This is a genomic window from Streptomyces sp. 6-11-2, assembly GCF_006540305.1.
Classification (GTDB): Bacteria; Actinomycetota; Actinomycetes; order Streptomycetales; family Streptomycetaceae; genus Streptomyces.
The window spans coordinates 2,649,428-2,668,084 of the sequence record NZ_BJOR01000001.1; the positions used below are offsets into that span (position 1 = coordinate 2,649,428).

An 18,657-nucleotide genomic window follows, 5' to 3' on the forward strand; every position below is an offset into this window, starting at 1 on the left:
GCACATCGCCGAATGGCGAATCAGGCCGCCGGCGGCCTGGAAAAAGGGCTGGTTCACTGCGTCGCCACGCGCCGTTCACCCAGGCTCAAGCTGACGGTAAAGGCGGGGGCGGGACCGTTTCCTAACCTCGCCTGCGTGGTCAAGCTCTCCGTCATCGTGCCGTTCTACAACGTCCGGCAATACGCGTCCGACGCCTTGAAGAGCCTGCGCGCGAACGCCCGCGAGGACTTCGAATTCATTCTCGTCGACGACTGCTCGCGCGACGAGACACCGGACATGCTCGCGCGCGCGGAGCGCGAGCTGCCGGGGGCGGTGTACGTCAGACACGAGAAGAACGGCGGGCTGGCGACCGCGCGCAACACCGGGATCGACACGGCGCGCGGCGAGTACCTGACCTTCCTGGACGGCGACGACTGGCTGGCCCCCGGCTACTACCCGCGGCTGCTCGCCGCGATCGAGGAGCTGGGCTGCGACTTCGTCCGCACCGACCATGTGCAGTGCACCGGGCGGGCGCGCACGATCCGGCGTGTCCCGCACGGCCGGCGGGGCGAGGTGATGGACCCGCGGCAGGCGATCCTGCCCGCCGAACGCACCACCTCCGTCGACTACCCCTACGCCTGGGCGGGTGTCTACCACCGCCGGCTGGTCGACCGGGGGCTGCTGCACTTCACCGACGGTCTGCGCACGGCCGAGGACCGGCCGTGGATCTGGCGGCTGCACCGGGAGGCGGAGTCGTTCGCCGTGGTGGGTCTGCTGGGCGTCTTCTACCGGCGCGGGGTGGCCGGTTCCCTCACGCAGATCGGCGATGTGCGCCAACTCGACTTCATCCGCGCCTTCGACCAGGTGATCGAGGAGACCGCGGCCGACCCCGAGGCCGGCCGGCTGCTGCCGAAGGCGGTACGCACCTACTGCGCGATCATCGCCCACCACCTGTCGGAGATCGACAAGTTCGAACCGACGGTGGCCAGGCAGCTGCGGGCCATGAGCGCGGCGGCGATCAAGCGGATGCCCCAGGAGCTGCTCACCGACGTCCTCGACACCATGGACCTGAACCGTTCCTCCAGGCTGCGTCGGCTGCGCCGCCGGGTTCCCGCAGCGAAGGCGGCCTCCTGATGCCCCGCACCACCCAGATCTTCTGCGCCTCGACGCTGTACGGTGCCGCCACCCTGGCCGCCGCGATCGAGTCCGGCTGCTTCCCCGAGGCGGACCGCCGGCTGCTCCTGGTGTGCAACAACGCGGCGACGCCGGAGATCACCCCGGCCGTCGACGAGATGCCGGGCTTCGCACCGCTGCGCGACCACTTCGACGGCGTCCTGTCCTGGAACGAGGCGATCCGCCCCTTCCACCCCGGGGCCTGGTCACCGCGCCCCGACGACCTCCCGATGTTCGAGCGTTACCTGCGGCTGCTGTGGGGCCTGGGCGACGACCGCGTGGCCCTGGTGATGGAGTCCCTCCAGGTCAACCCGGCCCTGGCCATCGCCCAGTCGTTCGCCGAGGCGCCCATCGATGTCTACGCCGACGGGCTGATGAGCTACGGCCCCACGCGCAACAAGATCGACCCGCTGGTCGGCACGCGGGTGCGGCGGCTGCTCCACCTGGACCTGGTCCCCGGTCTGACCCCGCTGCTGCTGACCGAGTTCGACGTGCCCGCGCAGGCCCTGCCGACCGATGCGTTCATGACGGTGCTGAGCCGGATCGGCGACGCCGTGCCGCAGCTTCCGCCGCTGCCCGAGCGTGCCGCCGTACTGCTCGGCCAGTACCTGTCCGCGCTCGGCATCCTCTCCGCCGAGGAGGAGGAAAAGCTGCACGTGCGGATGTTGCGCGGCGCGGTCGCCCGCGGGCACCGCTCGGTCGTCTTCAAGCCGCACCCGGCCGCTCCGGCCCGCTGCAGCCGAGCGCTGGAGGCCGAGGCGGAACGGCTCGGCGCGGACCTCACCGTCCTGGACCTGCCCGTCCTCGCGGAGGTGCTGTTCGAGAAGACCCGGCCCGCGCTGGTGGCCGGATGCTTCTCGACCGCGCTGTTCACCGCCTCCGCCTTCCACGGCCTGCCGGTCGCCCGCGTCGGGACCGGTCCGGTGCTGGAGCGCCTGACGCCCTACCAGAACAGCAACCGCGTGCCCGTCGTCCTGGCCGACGCGCTGCTGCCGGACCTGGAGGACGGGCAGGGCGAAGGGAAGGAGGACGGGCAGGAGGATGCCGTCGCCGCCGACATGCTGACCGGGCTGGTCACCGCCGTCGGATTCACCATGCAGCCGCAGATCCACCCGGGTCTGCGCCCGGCAGCGGAACGCTTCCTCTCCCAGCACTTCGGACCGCGCACCCAGCGCTACTTCAAGCGCCGCCGGCTCACCTCGCTGGGCCTGCCGGGCGGCATCCCGGAGCGGCTGGCGTTCCTCCCCCGCAGCGCCACGGCGCGCCGGATGGTGCGGCGGGCGCGGGCGCTGAAGAACGCCGTACGGGGCTGAGGACCCGAGCGCCGCCCGCACCGGACGGCGCCTCCGGATCATGGCCCTGCCACGGGTACGGCGGCCTGCCGGCGGACACCCCGGTCCTCGCCGGGCGACGTCGTCCGGTCGGCCGCCGAACCGGGACTCTTTACCCGCCGTCCACTGGGAAGACACCAGGGAACCGTCGTACTGGGGCACGATGCGTCCCTCGATCGGAGGACGGTGGAACGCATGACGAACCCCCTGGCGGGATTGTTCAAGGCACGGCAGAAGGAGGCCGCCAGGCTGGAACTGTTCGCCCGGAGCATGCGCCTGTGCGGCGAGTACCTCGCGGCACAGAGCGAGACGTCTCCCCGGCACGCCCGCCTCAGCCGGGCGATCGGCACCTTCGCCACCTCGCTCGACACGCCGTCGGCCGATCCCTTCGACTCCCTGCTCAAGGTCGGCGAGCGCGCCCTGGAGGCCGGCGGGGACAGCGGACTGGCCCTCGCCCTGGGCGTGGCTGAGACGTCGACCCGGATCCGGCAGCGGTCCAGGGGAGCCTGGCGGCTGCACGGCCTGGCCCTCGACGGGCTCGGCCGTGAGGCAGAGGCACTGGAATGCTACGAGCGCCACCTCACGCTGGTGCAGGACAACGGCGCAGCAAAGGAGGTCGTCCGCAGGATCGACACCCTGCGGCGGCAGCGGGCGTGCCTGGAAGAGGCCGACGCGCTCTTCCCCCGGGCCGGCTCCCCGCTGCGCGACCTGCTCGGACAGCCCTCCGCGGTCACGGCCCCGGCGTTCGCCGCCTTCGTACAGGCGCGGGTGGCCGAGCACAGCGCCGGGGACCCGGCGGTGCGGCGCCTGCTGAAGCTGTACGGGACGTACCGGCGGCTGGTCGAGCGGCCCGCGCTGTCCGACCCGCTGCTCGGCGGGAGCACCCCGATCGGCGTCGGCGGGCTGCGCGGACTGATCGAGGGGCGGACGGTGTGCCTGGTCTCGGGTGCCGACGACGCGGCCGGGAGCGCGTCGGGCGCCGAGACCGACGGCTACGACCTGGTGGTGCGCTGCGACTCGTTCGGGGTCCGCGCGGAGGGCACCGGCGAGCGCGCCGATCTGCACGCCGTCTCGTTGCGGGGCGAGACCCCGTGGAACGGACCCGCCTGGACGCAGCCGGCCGGCATCCGGCTGGTGTTCGGCTCCCCGGCCGCACAATGGCGCCGCGCCACGCGGCAGCGGCTCGTGCCCGGAGCGCAGGAGCACATCGGTGACGCGTCCCTGCGCGCGCCCCTGACCGACCCGGCGCTGATCGGCGAGGGCGACTGGGAACCGGCGACCACCACCGCCTTCACCGTCCTGCGGCTCCTGGACTTCCTGGATGTCAGCCCCCGCCTGGACCTCATCGGCTTCGGCCTGCCCGGCCGGCTGCGGCCGAGGGAAGCCGAGTGGGTCATGGACCGCGCGACACACGTCGACAACAGCAAGATGAGGATCGCCCTGCGATGACCCACTCCTTGGCGGACGACCGCAGCACCGTCACCGGCAGACGCCGCATCGCTTTCGCCGTCCACGCCGACAGCGACCGCCTGCCCGCTCTGGCCACGCTGCTGCGCAGCCTGGTACTGACCAACCCTGGCGTGTGCGAGGACTTCGTGGTCCTGCACGCGGAGCCGGCCGGCTCCTCGTTCGACGCCCTGCACCGCCTGCACCCGCGTGTCGTCACCCGCCGGGCGGAAAGCCGCGCGGACCTCTTCCGGCTGGAGGGGTATGACACGGTCATCGCCCTCAGCCCGGACATGGTGGTGCTGGGGGACCTCGGTGAGCTGCTCAGGATGCGCCATGGTGTGGGCGCCGTCCAGCAGGCGCTGTACGACGGCGAGGGCGGGGAGCGGCACGCCGTCCTGCCCGGCGGCCTCCTGGTGATCCAGCGCACCGACGTGGACGACGCCCTGGCGGCCCGGCTCTCCGGCGACGGCGGTCCGGACCTCTCGTCGGCGGACGTCCTGGTTCCGGTGGACGCGCGGTACGACTTCCTCACCCACCGGCTCCCGGGCGACTCGCCGGTGCCCGCGAACGTCGCCGTCCTCCACTTCACCGGCCCCTCCGACGCGCCCGGGGACGGTCCGGCCGCCGAGGCGCGGCGCCGCTTCGAGATGAGCGACGAGGAGTTCCGGGCGGCCTACTGCGCCCTGCCCGGCGACAAACACGCCGGCCTTCTGGCGCACTGCGCGCCACCGCTGCTCGAGTCGCGTCCCTCCCTCGGTCTCGCCCGTACGGTGGCCGATGTGTACCGTCGGCAGGGCCGCTACGACGAGGCCGTCGACGTCCTCGCCCCGGTCGTGGGCGACCGGCTGGACGCGCCCCGCTGCCAGGAGACGCTGGGCGTCTGCCTGATGGCGCTGTCGCGCTACGCCGAGGCCGAGGCGCATCTGCTCCTGGCGGCGGCCTCACCCGATGTCGCCCCGCGTGCCTTCGCCCAGCTCGCCCGCCTGGCATGGCTGTGCGGGCGGAAGGAGGACGCGCACGCGTACGCCCGCGAGGGCCTGGACGCCGATCCCACCGACGCCGGTTGCCACAGCTGGTATGTGCGCACCCGCCCCGCGGGACCGGCACCGGAAGAGCCGGACGCCGCCGCGCACCAGCTGGCGCATGTCGCGCTGTTCGCCGAGGGCCAGGAGAACGCCGGGGACAAGGTCCTGCCCGAGGCCGTGCGCATGTGCTTCGACGCCGACACCGGCCCGCGCCGCTGGTACCAGCAGCCGGTGCACCGGCTGGTCGACGAAGCGGCACTGGAGCAGCTGAACGCCCGGCGCGGAGTGATCGTGGGCGGCGGCGGGCTCTTCCTCCCGGACACCTCCCCCAACGGCAACAGCCACTGGCAGTGGAACGTCCCGGACGAGCTCCTGGCGCGGATCACCACGCCTCTGGCGGTGTTCGCGGTCGGCTACAACGTGTTCGACGGACAGCTCTACCGCCGGAGCCGGTTCGCCGAGAGCCTGCGGGTGCTCGTCGAACGGTCGGCGTTCTTCGGGCTGCGCAACCACGGCTCGATCGAGCGGGTCCGGGAGCTGCTCCCCGAGGAGCTGCGCGACCGGGTGCGCTACCAGCCCTGCCCGACCACCGTGGCGCGGTACCTCGCCCCGGGCCGGTTCGATCCAGCCGAGAGGTCCGAGACCGTCCTGGTCAACTGCGCCTACGACCGCGCGGGGCTGCGCTTCGGCAACGACTACGGCCACTTCCTCGCCCAGATGGCCACCGCGCTCCGGGAACTGCGGGACCGGGCCGATGTGCGGTACGCGGCCCACATGCCCGCCGACGAGAGGTTCGTGCACGACCTGCGCCGGGAGCACGGCCTCACGCTGCCCGTGGAGCAGCTCTACGACATGTCGAACGACGGCATCCGCGAGCTGTACGGCCGGTCGCGGCTGGTGATCGGCATGCGCGGGCACGCGGGCATGATTCCCTTCGGCTGCGGCACCCCCATTCTCAGCCTCGTCTCCCACCCGAAGCTCGCCTATTTCCTGTCCGACATCGGACGCGAGGAATGGGGGCTGTCCGTGCACGACCGGGAACTCGGTTCCCGGCTCACGGAACGGGCCACGGCGATCCTCGACGACCACGCGACCGCCGTGGCGGAGGTGCACGACGCGCAGAAGCTCCTGTGGGAAACGACCCGGTCGAACATCGACGAGCTCAGGAAAACCTTTGGTCAGGCGTAGAACATCGATCATTCACCGATGATTCGAACATAATTCATCTCTCCATATCTCGGGCGACACTGCACCCGTCGGGAGCATCGTTAGCCTGTTCCAATCCCCAACCTTCGAGCGTGAGAGGCCTCTGTGCCGAAACTGTCCGTTGTCGTCCCCATGCACAATGTGGGAGCGTTCGCCGAGAGCACGCTGCGAAGCCTCGCCAACAATGCGAATCCCGATGTCGAGTTCCTGCTCGTGGACGACTGCTCCACGGACTCCACCCCCACGGTCATCGACCGCTGGGCGGAGAGCCGTCCGGGCGCCAAGGTGATCCGGCACGAGAAGAACATGGGCATAGCCCAGGCGCGCAACAGCGGTATCGACGCGGCGAGCGGTGAGTACATCACCTTCCTCGACGGCGACGACTGGTACGGGCCGGGTCACCTCGCCGAACTGGTGCGCGCCATGGACGAACTGGGCTGCGACTTCGCCCGTACCGATCATGTCCAGGCCACGGGCATCGAGCGGGTGGTCCGGCGGCCCCCGGCCCCGGTGCGCAACCTCGTGATGGATCCGCGCGACGGAATAGCGCCGGCCGAATCGGAGACGATGGTCGACTACCCCTTCGTCTGGGCGGGGATCTACCGCCGGCACCTCTTCGCCGACGGGGGCATGCGCTTCGCGACCGAACTCCGCACCGCCGAGGACCGGTTGTGGATCTGGCGCCTGCATCTGAAGGCCAGGACGTATGCCTCCCTCGGTGTGCACGGCGTGTTCTACCGGAGGGGCGTCGCGACCTCGCTCACCCAGATCAAGGACGCGCGTCAGCTGGACTTCATCCCGGCCTACGACGCGCTGCTGCAGGATGTGCTGCAGGACTCGGAGACCGAGCGTTTCCTCCCCAAGGCCGTACGGACCTATTGCGCCATGATCGCCTTCCATATCGGCAAGGCGAACGAGTACGAGCCCTCGACGGCCCAGCGACTGCGGCGTGAGGCGAAAGCCGCACTCCACCGCATGCCCGAGCGAACGCTCGAGGAGACCCTCACCACCATGGACAGCACTCGGAGCAGGTTGCTCAGCCGCCTGCGTGACGGGCGGAAGGCTGCCTGAACCATGCCCCGAAAGACCCAGATCTTCCAGGTCTCGACCCTCTACGGAGCGGCCACTCTCGCCGCGGCGCTCGACGCGGGCCTGTTCGGACCGCGCCACGAGGCCCGGCGCGTCCTGCTGGTCTCCAACAACGCCGCCGTACCGGAGACGGCCCTGCGCCTCGACGAGATGCACGGCTACGCACGCATAGCCGGCCGCTTCGACTCGGTGGTCAGCTGGAACGAGGCGATCAGCCCCCACCATCCCAGCGCCTGGGGTCCGCGGGGCAACGACACGGTGTTGTGGCAGCGGGCGCTCCGCCTCCTGTGGGGCATCGACGAGCGGGACCTGATCGAGCTCGCCGTCGAGTCGATCCAGGTCAACCCGGCCCAGGCCTTGGCGGCGATCTTCTCCGAGAGCGCCGTCCATGTGTACGCCGACGGCCTCATGAGCTACGGGCCGACCCGGGACAAGCTGCCGCTGACCCTCGCGCGCCGCATCCGGCGGCTGCTCCATCTCGACCTGATACCCGGTCTGAAGCCGATGCTGCTGTCCGAGTACGGCGTCGAGCCCGAACTCGTCCCGGACGAGGCGTTCCGCGGCGTGCTCGACGAGATCTCCCGGGACGCGGCGGACGACCCGCGGCTGGCGCCCGTCCTGGAGGAGGCGCCGACGGCCGTGCTCCTCGGCCAGTATCTGGCGGCGATCAACATCCTGAGCGCGCAGGAGGAGGAGGACCTCCATGTCCGCATGCTCACCGGGGCCGTGCGCGCCGGGCACCGTTCCCTGGTCTTCAAGCCCCATCCGACGGCACCTGCCGACTACTCGACCGCGCTGAGCAAGGCGGCGGCGGACGCCGGCGTCCGGCTCACCGTGCTGGACGCGCCGCTGCTGGCCGAGACGCTGTACCACCACTGCCGTCCCGCACTCGTCGTCGGCTGTTTCTCGACGGCCATGATGACCGCCTCCGCCTACTTCGACGTGCCCGTCGCACGGGTCGGGACCGCGCTGGTGACGCGGCGCCTCCAGCCCTACCCGAACAGCAACCGCGTGCCCCTGGCCGTGGTCGACCACCTGGTGCCCGATCTGGAGCGCGAGGAGACCCCGGCTCTCGTCGGCGCCGCCCCCGGGACCTTGTCACCGCTGGTCCGGGCGATCGGTTTCTGCATGCAGCCCAAGGCGTACCCGCAGCTGCGGGAGTCGACGGCGGACTGGCTGCGGAACCATCTGGCCGACAGCCCCGGTTACTACTTCCCCGAACTGCGGCTGGCCGAGCTCGGCCTTCCCGGCAGCCACCCCCGGTCGCGCGCGAAGATCCAGGTGCGACGCGCGAAGCGCGTGGTGCGCAGGGCGGTGCGACGCGGCGTGAGGCGATGACGCGTGGGGCGGCCTGCGCGTTCATCCGTCCCGGACGGCCAACCGAGGCCCAGCAGCCACAGGGGAGCTACCAGCTCTTCAACTCCCGTACACCGAGCAGTAAGAGAGTGACGCGGTGCCGAATGACATAGCCGTAGGCCTGCCGCAGCAGCGCAGCGCTCCGTCCGAACAGGCCGCCGCACCGCGGGAACACCGCTACGACATCGACCTGATGCGGCTGATCTGTTCCGCCACCGTGATGCTGGGGCATGTGGGCGCCCAGTTCATCCACGCCACCAACGACAACCCGGCCAAGGGTTCAGGGTCGTACTGGGCGGGACACGTGGCGGAGGCGATCAATCCGTTCGCCGTTCCCATGTACTTCGCCATCGCCGGCTGGGCCGTGCTGGTCGGCGCGCCCCCGCGCGACAGCGCCCGGATGTGGCAGCGGATCGTCCGCAACACGGTTCCGCTCTTCGCCTGGACGGCGATCTATCTGGTCTGGGCCTGGCTGCGGGACCGCAACGACCGGCCCATGACCGAGCTGGCGACGGACTCCCTCTTCGGCTCGGTACGGCCCGCCTACCACCTGTGGTTCATGTACAACTACATTCCGATCATCGTGCTGCTCGCCTTCGCGATGATGATCAGGGCGGGGAAGCGGCCCTGGGGGCTCGGAGCGGCACTGTTCGGCATCGCCGTCCTGCCGAGCGTGCTGACCACACTCGGGGAGGTCACGGATCACCGGATGCCGTCGGTGGCCTGGGGGTTCGGTACCTATTCGGTGGTGTACGCGGTCGGGGGCGCGATGCTGTTCGCCCTCCCCGCCGGCGTCGTACGGTGGCGCTGGCCGCTGTTCGTCCTGCTGCCACTCACCATGGCCGGGTGCCTCTGGTACAACACGCAGATCCACTATGTGATCCCCAACGCGCACCTGTTCGTCGGCGTCATGTGCGTCTGCGTGCTGCTCCTCATCAGCCGGGTCCGGATCCCCGAGAAGTGGCGGCCCCTGCTGCAGAAGCTGGCCGGTGCGGCGCTCGGCGCGTACATGGTCCATGTGCTGTTCCTCGAGGAGGTCGTCGCACCGCTGGTGTCGGCGGACCTGAGGGGACCGATGGCGGGGCTGCTTCTGGTCGGTCTGCTGATCACGATCCTGGCCCTCTCGTTCGCCGCCAGCCTGTTGTGGGGCAAGCTGAACCTGCGGCGGCTGCTCGGCTGAACCCGGCCGGACACGACGGCGCAACAAGCCCCATGGGACAGAAGTGGGCCCCGGAACGGATCCGTTCCGGGGCCCGTGCCGTCTGCGGTCCCCGAGGCGACCGGCGGCTGCCGGGCCGGTGACTACACGCTCGCCAGCGACAGCTTCACCGCGAAGCCCAGGAACAGCACGCCCGCCGCGGAGGTCGCCGACGCCGACAGTCGCTTGCGGCGGCGGAAGGCGGCGGCCAGCTTCATGCCGCCGAATATCAGCGCGCTGAGGTAGAGGACGCTGGCGAACTGGAGGAAGGCGCCGAGGATGACGAAGGAGAGCGCCGGATAGGCATAGGCCGGGTCGACGAACTGCACGAAGAAGGCGATGACGAACAGGATCGCCTTGGGGTTGACGAGGCTGACGACGAGAGCGCGGCGGAACGGCCGCTCGCCGGCGGCCACCGGAGCGGGGTCCTCCTCCCGCGCGGCCTTCTCCCGCCGGGCCCGCCACATCCCCCAGCCGGTCCGCAGCATGCCGATCGCGATCCACGTCAGATATCCGGCGCCGGCGTACTTGACGATCCCGAACAGCACGGGGTTCGCCTTCAGCAGGGAGGCGGCCCCGGCCGCTCCCAGCGTCATGAGCACGGTGTCCCCGCACCAGACACCCGCGGCGGCGGTGTACCCGGCGCGTATCCCGCGCCGGGCGGCGACGGACAGCACGTACAGCGAGTTGGGCCCGGGAAGCAGGACGATGAGGACGAGCCCTGCCAAGTAGGTGGGGAGATGGATGACTCCGAACATGGCAAGGAGTGTCGCACGACGGTGCACCACCACTTCACCGGCGCCGCCATCGACCCGGCACGACTCGATGCCTGGCTCACCGGCAGATCACCCGCCCCCTTCGCGGCACTCCGTCCCGCCGGACGAGATCCAGCGGGACGGATTCGCCGGCAGCGTCCGGATCATCCGCCCGGGGCCCGTACGGCTTCCGGTCGGCGGATCGCCATGCCGAATGCCTTGCCCGTGAGGGGAAGGCCGTTCAGGCCCGGCTGGTGGGTCAGCACGGTGTCGCCGGTGCCGCCCATGGCATTCGTCCATGGCAGGGCGTGGACGGCGCCGCGCTCCGCGGGACCGTACGGCATACCGATCCACAGGTGCGTACCGGTCGCGTTGAGGTGGCTGCCGACCCGCTGTGAGGCGCCGGGGGTGCCCGGCAGGCCGCGGGCGTTGCCCGCCTCGATCCAGTGGTCGGAGTCGCCGGGCGCTCCGAGAAGCGAGAAGGTCTGCACGATGCCGGCGTCGGTGGCCGTGCCGATGTCCTTGCCGGGCACGCCGACCGCCAGCAGCATGGTCGAGGCGGTGCCCACGGGGTTCGGTGCGGTGTTCGCGGCGGCCAGGGCGGTGCCGAAGTGGTCACCGGCCGCGGACGCGCCGTTGACGCCGGCGACACCCTGGGGGATCTGGGCCAGTTGGCTGACGGTGCCGGACGCGGTCACCCGGAGCGTGTGCACCATGCCGGCCTCCGGGAAGGAGGTGGTGCCGACCCAGAGGGTCTCGCCCGGCGAGCCGAAGCCGTCGCCCGCCTCGGCCTTGTCCGGAACGAAGTCGACGGGTCGGTCGCTGGGCACTTGCCGGGGTCGGCTGCACCGCGAAGCCGAGGAAGAGGGCGCCGGCGGCCGCGGCGTATCCGGCCCGCACCCCGCGCCGGGCGGCGACTGGGAAGGGGTGTCGCACGCGGATACCCGGGCGCGACGCTCCGGTTCCAGACCTCACCGAACGGAGGGCAGGGGCCGGTCAGGGGTCAGAACGCGTCGCTCGGCACGTAGTTGCCCCACACCTCCCGCAGCGCGTTGCACACCTCGCCCACCGTCGCCCGGGCCTTCAGCGCCTCCTTCATCGGGTACAGGACGTTGTCCTCGCCCTTCGCGGCCTTCTTCAGGGCGGACAGGGCCGTGTCGACGGCCGTCTGGTCGCGCTCGGCGCGCAGCTTGGCCAGCCGTTCGGCCTGCTGGGCCTCGATGGCGGGGTCGACGCGGAGCGGCTCGTACGGCTCCTCCTCGTCGAGTTCGAAGCGGTTGACGCCGACGACGACCCGCTCGCCCGAGTCGGTCTCCTGGGCGATGCGGTAGGCGCTGCGCTCGATCTCCTGCTTCTGGAAGCCGTGCTCGATCGCCGAGACCGCGCCCCCGAGGTCCTCGACCTTCCGCATCAGCGCGACGGTGGCCGCCTCGACGTCGTCCGTCATCTCCTCGATGACGTAGGAGCCGGCGAACGGGTCCACCGTCGCGGTCACGTCCGTCTCGTACGCCAGGACCTGCTGGGTGCGCAGGGCCAGGCGCGCGCTCTTGTCGGTGGGCAGCGCGATCGCCTCGTCGAAGGAGTTCGTGTGCAGCGACTGGGTGCCGCCCAGAACCGCCGCCAGGCCCTGGACGGCGACCCGGACCAGGTTCACCTCGGGCTGCTGCGCCGTCAGCTGGACACCCGCCGTCTGCGTGTGGAAGCGCAGCATCAGCGACTTGGGGTTCTTCGCGCCGAACTCCTCCTTCATCACACGCGCCCAGATCCGGCGGGCCGCGCGGAACTTGGCGACCTCCTCCAGGATCGTCGTACGGGCGACGAAGAAGAACGACAGACGCGGGGCGAAGTCGTCGACGTCCATGCCGGCCGCGACCGCCGTGCGGACGTACTCGATGCCGTCGGCGAGGGTGAACGCGATCTCCTGCGCGGGGGACGCGCCCGCCTCGGCCATGTGGTAGCCCGAGATGGAGATGGTGTTCCACTTGGGGATCTCGGCCTTGCAGTACTTGAAGATGTCCGCGATCAGCCGCAGGGACGGCTTGGGCGGGAAGATGTACGTCCCGCGCGCGATGTACTCCTTCAGCACGTCGTTCTGGATCGTGCCCGTCAGCCGGCCGGCGCCGACCCCCTGCTCCTCCGCCACCAGTTGGTACAGCAGGAGCAGGAGCGCCGCCGGGGCGTTGATCGTCATCGACGTCGACACCTTGTCCAGCGGGATCCCGCCGAACAGCACCCGCATGTCGTCGATCGAGTCGATGGCCACGCCCACCTTGCCGACCTCGCCGTGCGCGATCGGCGCGTCGGAGTCGTGGCCCATCTGGGTGGGCAGGTCGAAGGCGACGGACAGGCCCATCGTGCCGTTGGCGATCAGCTGCTTGTAGCGGGCGTTGGACTCCACCGCCGTGCCGAATCCGGCGTACTGGCGCATGGTCCAGGGACGGCCCGTGTACATGGTGGGGTACACACCGCGGGTGAAGGGGTAGGCCCCCGGCTCGCCCAGCTTCTCGGCCGGGTCCCAGCCCTTCAGGGCGTCCGGCCCGTAGACCGGTTCGATGGGCAGCCCCGACTCCGACTCGCGCGCCATGGTGTGTGCCTCCGCGTTTCCTTGTTACTCGCCAGTTACTCGCCAGTACGGCCGACTCTCGCCACGGACTGTAGCGGCGGCCGTGCGCCGGGTGGAGTGCCCCACGCTGGGAGCTATCTCACAGCCCGAGGGGTCACTCTGTCTCCCCACCTTGCCCCCTGGTTCGCCGCCCGTCACGTCTGGGGAGACATTCCGGTGTACGGCCGGCGACGGACACCGGTGGGACAGCGGGGGGCGCCATGCGTACCGGGGCAACGAGCAGAGCGATCGCCGCCGTGGCCGCGGCCACGGCACTGGCCGCCGTGTGCGGCTGCACGGTGCAGTCCCCGGGCCCGGACGGCCGGCCGCGCTCGCCGGTGCACATCGAGGTCCCGGAGACCGGGCCGCCCGGCGCCCGCACCAGCGCCCCCGGCGGCACGGGGCCGGCCCGGACCCCGGTCCGCACCACCGCCCGGGTCCTGTGGTCCCGCGGCGACAGCGGCCGTGACGTCCGGGAGCTCCAGGCCCGGCTGCGCCAGATCGGCTGGCTGTTCGACGGGCCCACCGGGTCCTACGACGACCTGACCGAACAGGCCGTCAAGGGCTTCCAGGGAAAGCGCGGGCTGCCGCGGACGGGGCGGACCGACACGGTCACCTGGCAGCGCCTGCTGCGGATGACGCACGAGCCGGGCCGGTGGGAGCTGTATCTGATGGGCGGGCAGCCGGCCGGCCCGCCGGACGGGCGCTGCCTGACCGGCCGGGTGCTGTGCATCGACAAGACCAGCCGGACGCTGCGCTGGATGGTGGACGGGCGGACGCTGTCGACGATGGCGGTGCGGTTCGGGACGGAGTACACACCCACCCGCGAGGGTGTGTTCCAGGTCTATTGGAAGTCGCGACACCATGTGTCGACGCTCTACGACTCCCCCATGCCCTACGCGCTGTTCTTCAGCGGCGGCCAGGCCGTGCACTACTCCTACGACTTCGCGGCGCGCGGCTACGCGGGCGGCTCGCACGGGTGCGTCAACGTACGGGACGAGGCGGCGGTCTCACGGCTGTTCGCACAGGTGCGGGTCGGCGACAGGGTCGTCGTGCACTGGTGACGCGCGAGGCGTGGCGAGGCGGGAGGAAGAGGGAGGAGGACGGGGGCGCGGGCGGGACCGGGGGAACGTGTCCCGCCCGCGCCAAATGCACGAGCCGTGGATACGGGGGGAACCCCGGCTCTGTGCGGTGGCCGATGACCAGTCGGCTCACTCACTACTGCGCCACCCCCGCGGAAAACGTCACACCCCGCCGGGACAATTTTTCCCGGGGCACGAACTCGCAGGTCGGAGCAGCGGCAGGCGCGGGATCACAGGGCGCTGTAGGTGGGCCCCGGCGACGACGCCGAGGGCGAGACCGGCTCTTTCGGGACCGACGAGGCGGAGCCCGGGAGCTGCGGGGCGAGGACCGTGGGTGCGAGGCCCTTGCGGAGGCCGCGGCCGTCACCGTCGCCGCCTTGGTCGCCGCCTTGGTCGTCGCCCTGTTCGCCCTCGGCGCCCTTGTCGCCTTGGCCCTTCCCGCCGTCCTTGCCCTTCCCGCCGCCCTTGCCGTTCTGGCCGCCTTCGTTCTGGCCCTGGTCGTCGCCGCCCGTGTCACCGGAGCGGCCGTCGACCGCCTTCAGGACACCCTGGCAGTACGACCACACGCGCGCGGAGCCGCCGGCCGCTCCCTCCAGGTCGCGCCGGCGGTCGGAGTCCAGGGTCCTGCCGTCGCGCAGGTCACGGCAGGACGAGACCAGCCGGTTCCAGCGGTCGCCGGAATTGCCCTGTTCGTCGCCGGAGCCGGTGGCGGCGCCACGACCGGGGGCGGCGCTGCCCTCGCGCGGGGCGCTCCCGGTGTCGCCGTCGGTGGCGCCGGTCGTGGCGCCGCCGGACGTCGGAGTGCCCGGACCGCTGCCCGGGGTGCCGCCGGGCGAGGGCGACACCAGCGGGTGTTCCGGTGCCGCCGGGGCGGAGACGGAGGTGCCGGGGACCGGCTCGTCGCCGCGGAACGGCGTCGGCAGCACGCCGGTGGTGGCCGCCGCCGCGACCCCGCCGACCGCGCCCGCGGCGAGCGCGGCCGACACCGCGAGACGTACCGGCCGGCCCCGGCGCCGCGCCCCGGCGCGGCGGGCTCGCCCTCCCGTACGGCCACCCGCGTGCGTGCCGATCCGGACGAGCCCGACCTCGTCGGAGCGCGCGGAACGCGGACGGGAGTGTGCTCCGAGGGCCGCGCCGCGCGCGTCGGTCCCCTCCGCGGCACGCTCGTCGGCGCGTTGGACGCGCGCCTTGCGGAAAGCGGCCAGCGCGGTGGCCTCACCGGGCAGCGCGGCGTCGGCGGAGTCGTCCGGGTACACGGATGCGGCCGAGGAGGCGGGAGAAGCGGCCGCGTCCGGGAAGACCCGGGCGGCCTGAGGAGGCGGATACGACTCGGCGGACAGGGCGCCGAGCGCCTTGGCGAGCCGTTCGGCCTGGTGACGGACGGTGATGTCGACGGTGTCCAGTGGCTCCCCGCGCAGCAAACGCTCCGCGGTGTCGCGGTCCAGCCACCTGTGCTGCTCCTCGGCCATCACATGTCCTTCTGCGTCCGGGCACGCATATGCGTCACACCGGCGGACGTCACCGCGTGGCCCCGCGGTGCGCGCGGAGGCGGCAGCGCGTCGAGCGCGTGAGGGGATTCCGGATCGTCGCCGAGGAGTTCCGCGAGCCGTTTCAGACCGCGGTGCGCGGCGGTGCGCACGGCACCGGGGCGCTTGCCGAGCGTCTCCGCCGCGGTCTTCGCGTCGAGGCCCACGACCACGCGCAGCACCACGGCCTCGGCCTGGTCCTGCGGGAGTTGGGCGATGAGCGAGAGGGTGCTGCCGGTGGCCAGGGCCTCCATGGCCTCGCCCGCGGTGTCGGACTCGCCGGCCCGGCCGGCCAGTTCCGTCTCGTCGCCGCCGATCGCGGGGCGGCGGCCACGCATGCGTATGTGGTCCAGAGCGCGGTTGCGGGCGATCCTGGCGGCCCAGCCGCGGAACCGGTCGGCGTCCCCGCTGAACCGTTCCAGATCGCGGGCTATCTGGAGCCACGCCTCGGACGCCACGTCCTCGGCGTCCGGCTCGCCGACCAGCGTGCGTATGTATCCCAGCAGCCGCGGGTGCACGGCACGGTACACAGTCCGGAACGCGGTCTCGTCCCCGTCCTGCGCCGCGAGCACCGCGGCGGTCAGCTCCGCGTCGTCCCCCAGCACCCGTGGTGCCCTTCCTTGCGACTGATTACCGGCACCGCTGTCGCGGACCGGGCTCTGGCCGTCGTGGTTCCTCAGTTGACGGCTGCGGTGTTCGAGGCGGCAGATCGTTGCGGTGGCCATGCCCGCCGCACCTCGGCGCGAAAGGCACGTTACGGCCTGAAACCGCCTGCCGTCCATGACCGTACAACGTGCAACCAACCGGAGCCGGGGCGAGGTGTGACAGAAACCGCACCGTCGGCGCTGTAAGGAATACGGGCCGCGCGGCCCGTGCCGCGCGACGGCCGGGGCCTCTCCTGTGGGGGGTGGCGGCCCCGGCCGTTGCCTCGGTACTCATCGCTCCGCCGCCCCGCCCCGGGCCTCCTCGTCGAGCTGCCGCGCCAGCCGTTTCAACCCCCGGTAGGCCGCGGTGCGCACCGCGCCCGGCCGTTTGCCGAGGACGCGCGCGGCGGCGGGGCCGTCGAGGCCGACGACGACCCGCAGCAGTACCGCCTCCGCCTGGTCGCGGGGCAGCCGGCGGACGAGGTCGAGAGCGCGCTCGGTGGTCATGGACTCCAAGGCCTGGTCATGGGTGCTGTACGGGCCGGGCAGCTCCAGGACGTCCTGTTCCAGCGTGGCGGCCTGGGGCCGCACCCGCCGCCGGCGCAGATGGTCGAGCGCCCGGTGCCGGGCGATGGTCGCCGTCCAGCCGCGAAAGCCCGCCCCGTCGCCCCGGAACCGGCCGAGGTCCCGCGCGATCTCCAGCCAGGCCTCGGACGCCACGTCCTCGGCGTCGTCGCCGACGAGACCGCGCACGTACCCGAGCAGTCCGGGCTGCACCAACCGGTACGCGACGGCGAAGGCATCCTCGTCGCCTTCCTGGGCCCGCGCGACGGCCGCACCCAAGTCCCCGTCGTACGCCTGCGCGCGGCGGGGTTCCCCTCCCTGGCCCAAGAACTGTCCTCGTCCGTAGCGAGTCCCCAGACGTGCGCACCACCGACCGGCCGTGTCCACGCCCCCACGGTCATCAGCGTCCGCTCCCACAGAAGTGTCACAGCTCGTCAGCGGCCCCACGGCCACGGCTCAGATCCGCTCGGTCCCCATCGCGTCCCGGCACAGCAGCCGCAGCGACCCCTGATCCGTGAAGCACCGCCCGGCCTCCTCGATGGGGTCCCACAGCCGTCCGTCCGCGGTGCGCACCCAGTGCTCACCGCCGCTCGCCCACCACTCGGCCCCGCCGCCATGACGGACGATCACCTCGCCGGCGTACGCGCCGAAGCCGCGCAGCACGCTCCGCACGGCCGCGTGCGGAGTGCCCTCGCGGCGTATCTCCTCGATCGTCCGGTCGACGCGCCACAGGCTCTGCACCGAGTAGTCCAGGCGCAGCCGGGCGCCCTCGCGCATCGCCGTCACGGTGTCCGCCGCCCACCGCACCGGTTTGGTGGCGGCCTGGGGCCTGCTCTGCTGATGAGTCGTCACATGCTGGGCTGTCACATAGGGAAGAGCGCGATCCGCCCGTGGTTCGTCACCCGCGACCGCGACCTTGCCCACAACCGGCGCACGACCGACGCAGGACCACCGCACCGCACCCGCAGGACGCTCACAGATCTCCGCCGCGCGCCCGGCCCGTCCGGGGCCCCCGGCTCACACCCGGCCGCGGGCCCGGCGGGACACCACCGCCCGCAGGACGCGGCGCCCCTCCGTGGAGACCTCCAGGGCCTGGCGGAGTCCGGCCCGCCCGTGTCCGGCGACCAGCTCCAGGACGGTGATCTGCCGGCGCAGCTCACCGGCGACCAGCGGCGACATGCCCTCGACGGAGCCCGGAACGGGGTTCGCCCCGGCGCGGACGGAGTCGAGCGCCTCGGGGAGGGAGCCGTCGGAGGCGGCGTCCTCGGCCGGATCGAGGAGCCGGTGGATCTGGAGCGAGGCGACCGAGCAGGCGTCGGCCCACTGCCGTACCTCGGCCGCGGACCGGGCGGCCGGCGCGGCGATCAGCATCCGGCGGGCCAGCAGCGCGGCCTCGTCCCCGGCGTCCTCGGCGTCCCCCTCGCCCAGCGCGCCCAGCGCGCCGCGTGCCTGCTCCAGCCGCTCCGCCCAGTCGCCGTCCGAGGAATGGGCGGAGTCCTCGGCGAGGCTCCCCCACAGCGGCCGCAGGACCTCGTCGTCGCCGCCGAGCAGCGGCACACACCGATCCAAACAAGCCAGCCCGCTGGCGGCCAGTCCGCGCTCGTCGGCCTGCGCGATCAGTTCCACCAGGCTCATCCACGCCTCCTCAAAGGGCGCCGACCTCTACGGAGCCCGCACT

16 protein-coding genes are annotated in these 18,657 nt (G+C 72.0%); 8 read left to right on the plus strand and 8 right to left on the minus strand.

Annotation, left to right across the window (positions count from 1 at the left end):
- Positions 1-135: 135 nt before the first annotated feature.
- The 7 genes from TNCT6_RS11180 (at position 136) to TNCT6_RS11210 (ending at position 9,788) form a co-directional block, all read left to right on the plus strand.
- Positions 136-1,113: a glycosyltransferase family 2 protein gene (locus TNCT6_RS11180; protein ID WP_141359108.1), complete on the plus strand. Its 978-nt coding sequence runs from the start codon at positions 136-138 to the stop codon at positions 1,111-1,113.
- Positions 1,113-2,465: an alpha-2,8-polysialyltransferase family protein gene (locus TNCT6_RS11185; RefSeq protein ID WP_141359110.1), complete on the plus strand. Its 1,353-nt coding sequence runs from the start codon at positions 1,113-1,115 to the stop codon at positions 2,463-2,465. Before TNCT6_RS11180 ends, TNCT6_RS11185 begins: the two co-directional genes overlap by 1 nt.
- A gap of 213 nt (positions 2,466-2,678) precedes the next feature.
- Positions 2,679-3,932, plus strand: coding sequence for a hypothetical protein (locus TNCT6_RS11190; protein ID WP_141359112.1), 1,254 nt, complete (start codon positions 2,679-2,681; stop codon positions 3,930-3,932).
- Positions 3,929-6,145: a polysaccharide pyruvyl transferase family protein gene (locus TNCT6_RS11195; RefSeq protein WP_141359114.1), complete on the plus strand. Its 2,217-nt coding sequence runs from the start codon at positions 3,929-3,931 to the stop codon at positions 6,143-6,145. The genes TNCT6_RS11190 and TNCT6_RS11195 overlap by 4 nt, the downstream gene beginning before the upstream one ends.
- Before the next feature lie 123 nt (positions 6,146-6,268).
- The gene (locus tag TNCT6_RS11200) at positions 6,269-7,234 is read left to right on the plus strand and encodes a glycosyltransferase family 2 protein (RefSeq protein ID WP_141359116.1); all 966 of its coding nucleotides are present in this window, start codon (positions 6,269-6,271) and stop codon (positions 7,232-7,234) included.
- 3 nt (positions 7,235-7,237) lie between these two features.
- Positions 7,238-8,590, plus strand: a complete 1,353-nt coding sequence (locus tag TNCT6_RS11205) for a polysialyltransferase family glycosyltransferase (protein WP_141359118.1) — start codon at positions 7,238-7,240, stop codon at positions 8,588-8,590.
- A gap of 115 nt (positions 8,591-8,705) precedes the next feature.
- Positions 8,706-9,788 (plus strand): acyltransferase, encoded by a 1,083-nt coding sequence (locus TNCT6_RS11210; RefSeq protein ID WP_141359120.1) that lies wholly within the window; start codon positions 8,706-8,708, stop codon positions 9,786-9,788.
- A gap of 122 nt (positions 9,789-9,910) precedes the next feature.
- Here TNCT6_RS11210 and leuE read toward each other — a convergent pair whose 3' ends face one another.
- The 3 genes from leuE to TNCT6_RS11225 all read right to left on the minus strand — a co-directional run bounded on the left by leuE (position 9,911) and on the right by TNCT6_RS11225 (position 13,145).
- Positions 9,911-10,564 carry a leucine efflux protein LeuE gene (gene leuE, locus TNCT6_RS11215; RefSeq protein ID WP_141359122.1) on the minus strand — a complete coding sequence of 218 codons (654 nt, stop codon included), beginning with the start codon at positions 10,562-10,564 and terminating at the stop codon, positions 9,911-9,913.
- Positions 10,565-10,725: 161 nt separating this feature from the next.
- Positions 10,726-11,391 (minus strand): hypothetical protein, encoded by a 666-nt coding sequence (locus TNCT6_RS11220; RefSeq protein ID WP_141359124.1) that lies wholly within the window; start codon positions 11,389-11,391, stop codon positions 10,726-10,728.
- Positions 11,392-11,564: 173 nt separating this feature from the next.
- Positions 11,565-13,145 (minus strand): methylmalonyl-CoA mutase, encoded by a 1,581-nt coding sequence (locus TNCT6_RS11225; RefSeq protein WP_141359126.1) that lies wholly within the window; start codon positions 13,143-13,145, stop codon positions 11,565-11,567.
- A 239-nt stretch (positions 13,146-13,384) separates the two neighbouring features.
- Between TNCT6_RS11225 and TNCT6_RS11230 the strand changes: the two genes are divergently transcribed.
- Positions 13,385-14,227: a L,D-transpeptidase family protein gene (locus TNCT6_RS11230; protein ID WP_141359128.1), complete on the plus strand. Its 843-nt coding sequence runs from the start codon at positions 13,385-13,387 to the stop codon at positions 14,225-14,227.
- A 248-nt stretch (positions 14,228-14,475) separates the two neighbouring features.
- Here the strand turns inward: TNCT6_RS11230 and TNCT6_RS11235 are convergent, their stop codons facing one another.
- The 5 genes from TNCT6_RS11235 to TNCT6_RS11255 all read right to left on the minus strand — a co-directional run bounded on the left by TNCT6_RS11235 (position 14,476) and on the right by TNCT6_RS11255 (position 18,614).
- Positions 14,476-15,714, minus strand: a complete 1,239-nt coding sequence (locus TNCT6_RS11235; RefSeq protein ID WP_141359130.1) for an extensin — start codon at positions 15,712-15,714, stop codon at positions 14,476-14,478.
- Positions 15,714-16,376 (minus strand): RNA polymerase sigma factor, encoded by a 663-nt coding sequence (locus TNCT6_RS11240; protein ID WP_141366323.1) that lies wholly within the window; start codon positions 16,374-16,376, stop codon positions 15,714-15,716. Before TNCT6_RS11240 ends, TNCT6_RS11235 begins: the two co-directional genes overlap by 1 nt.
- A 330-nt stretch (positions 16,377-16,706) precedes the next feature.
- Entirely contained in the window at positions 16,707-17,306 is a 600-nt protein-coding gene (locus tag TNCT6_RS11245; RefSeq protein ID WP_141359131.1) for an RNA polymerase sigma factor, read from the minus strand.
- 129 nt (positions 17,307-17,435) lie between these two features.
- Positions 17,436-17,831, minus strand: coding sequence for a hypothetical protein (locus TNCT6_RS11250; protein ID WP_141359133.1), 396 nt, complete (start codon positions 17,829-17,831; stop codon positions 17,436-17,438).
- A 165-nt stretch (positions 17,832-17,996) separates the two neighbouring features.
- The gene (locus TNCT6_RS11255; protein ID WP_141359135.1) at positions 17,997-18,614 is read right to left on the minus strand and encodes a hypothetical protein; all 618 of its coding nucleotides are present in this window, start codon (positions 18,612-18,614) and stop codon (positions 17,997-17,999) included.
- Between the last annotated feature and the right edge of the window lie 43 nt (positions 18,615-18,657).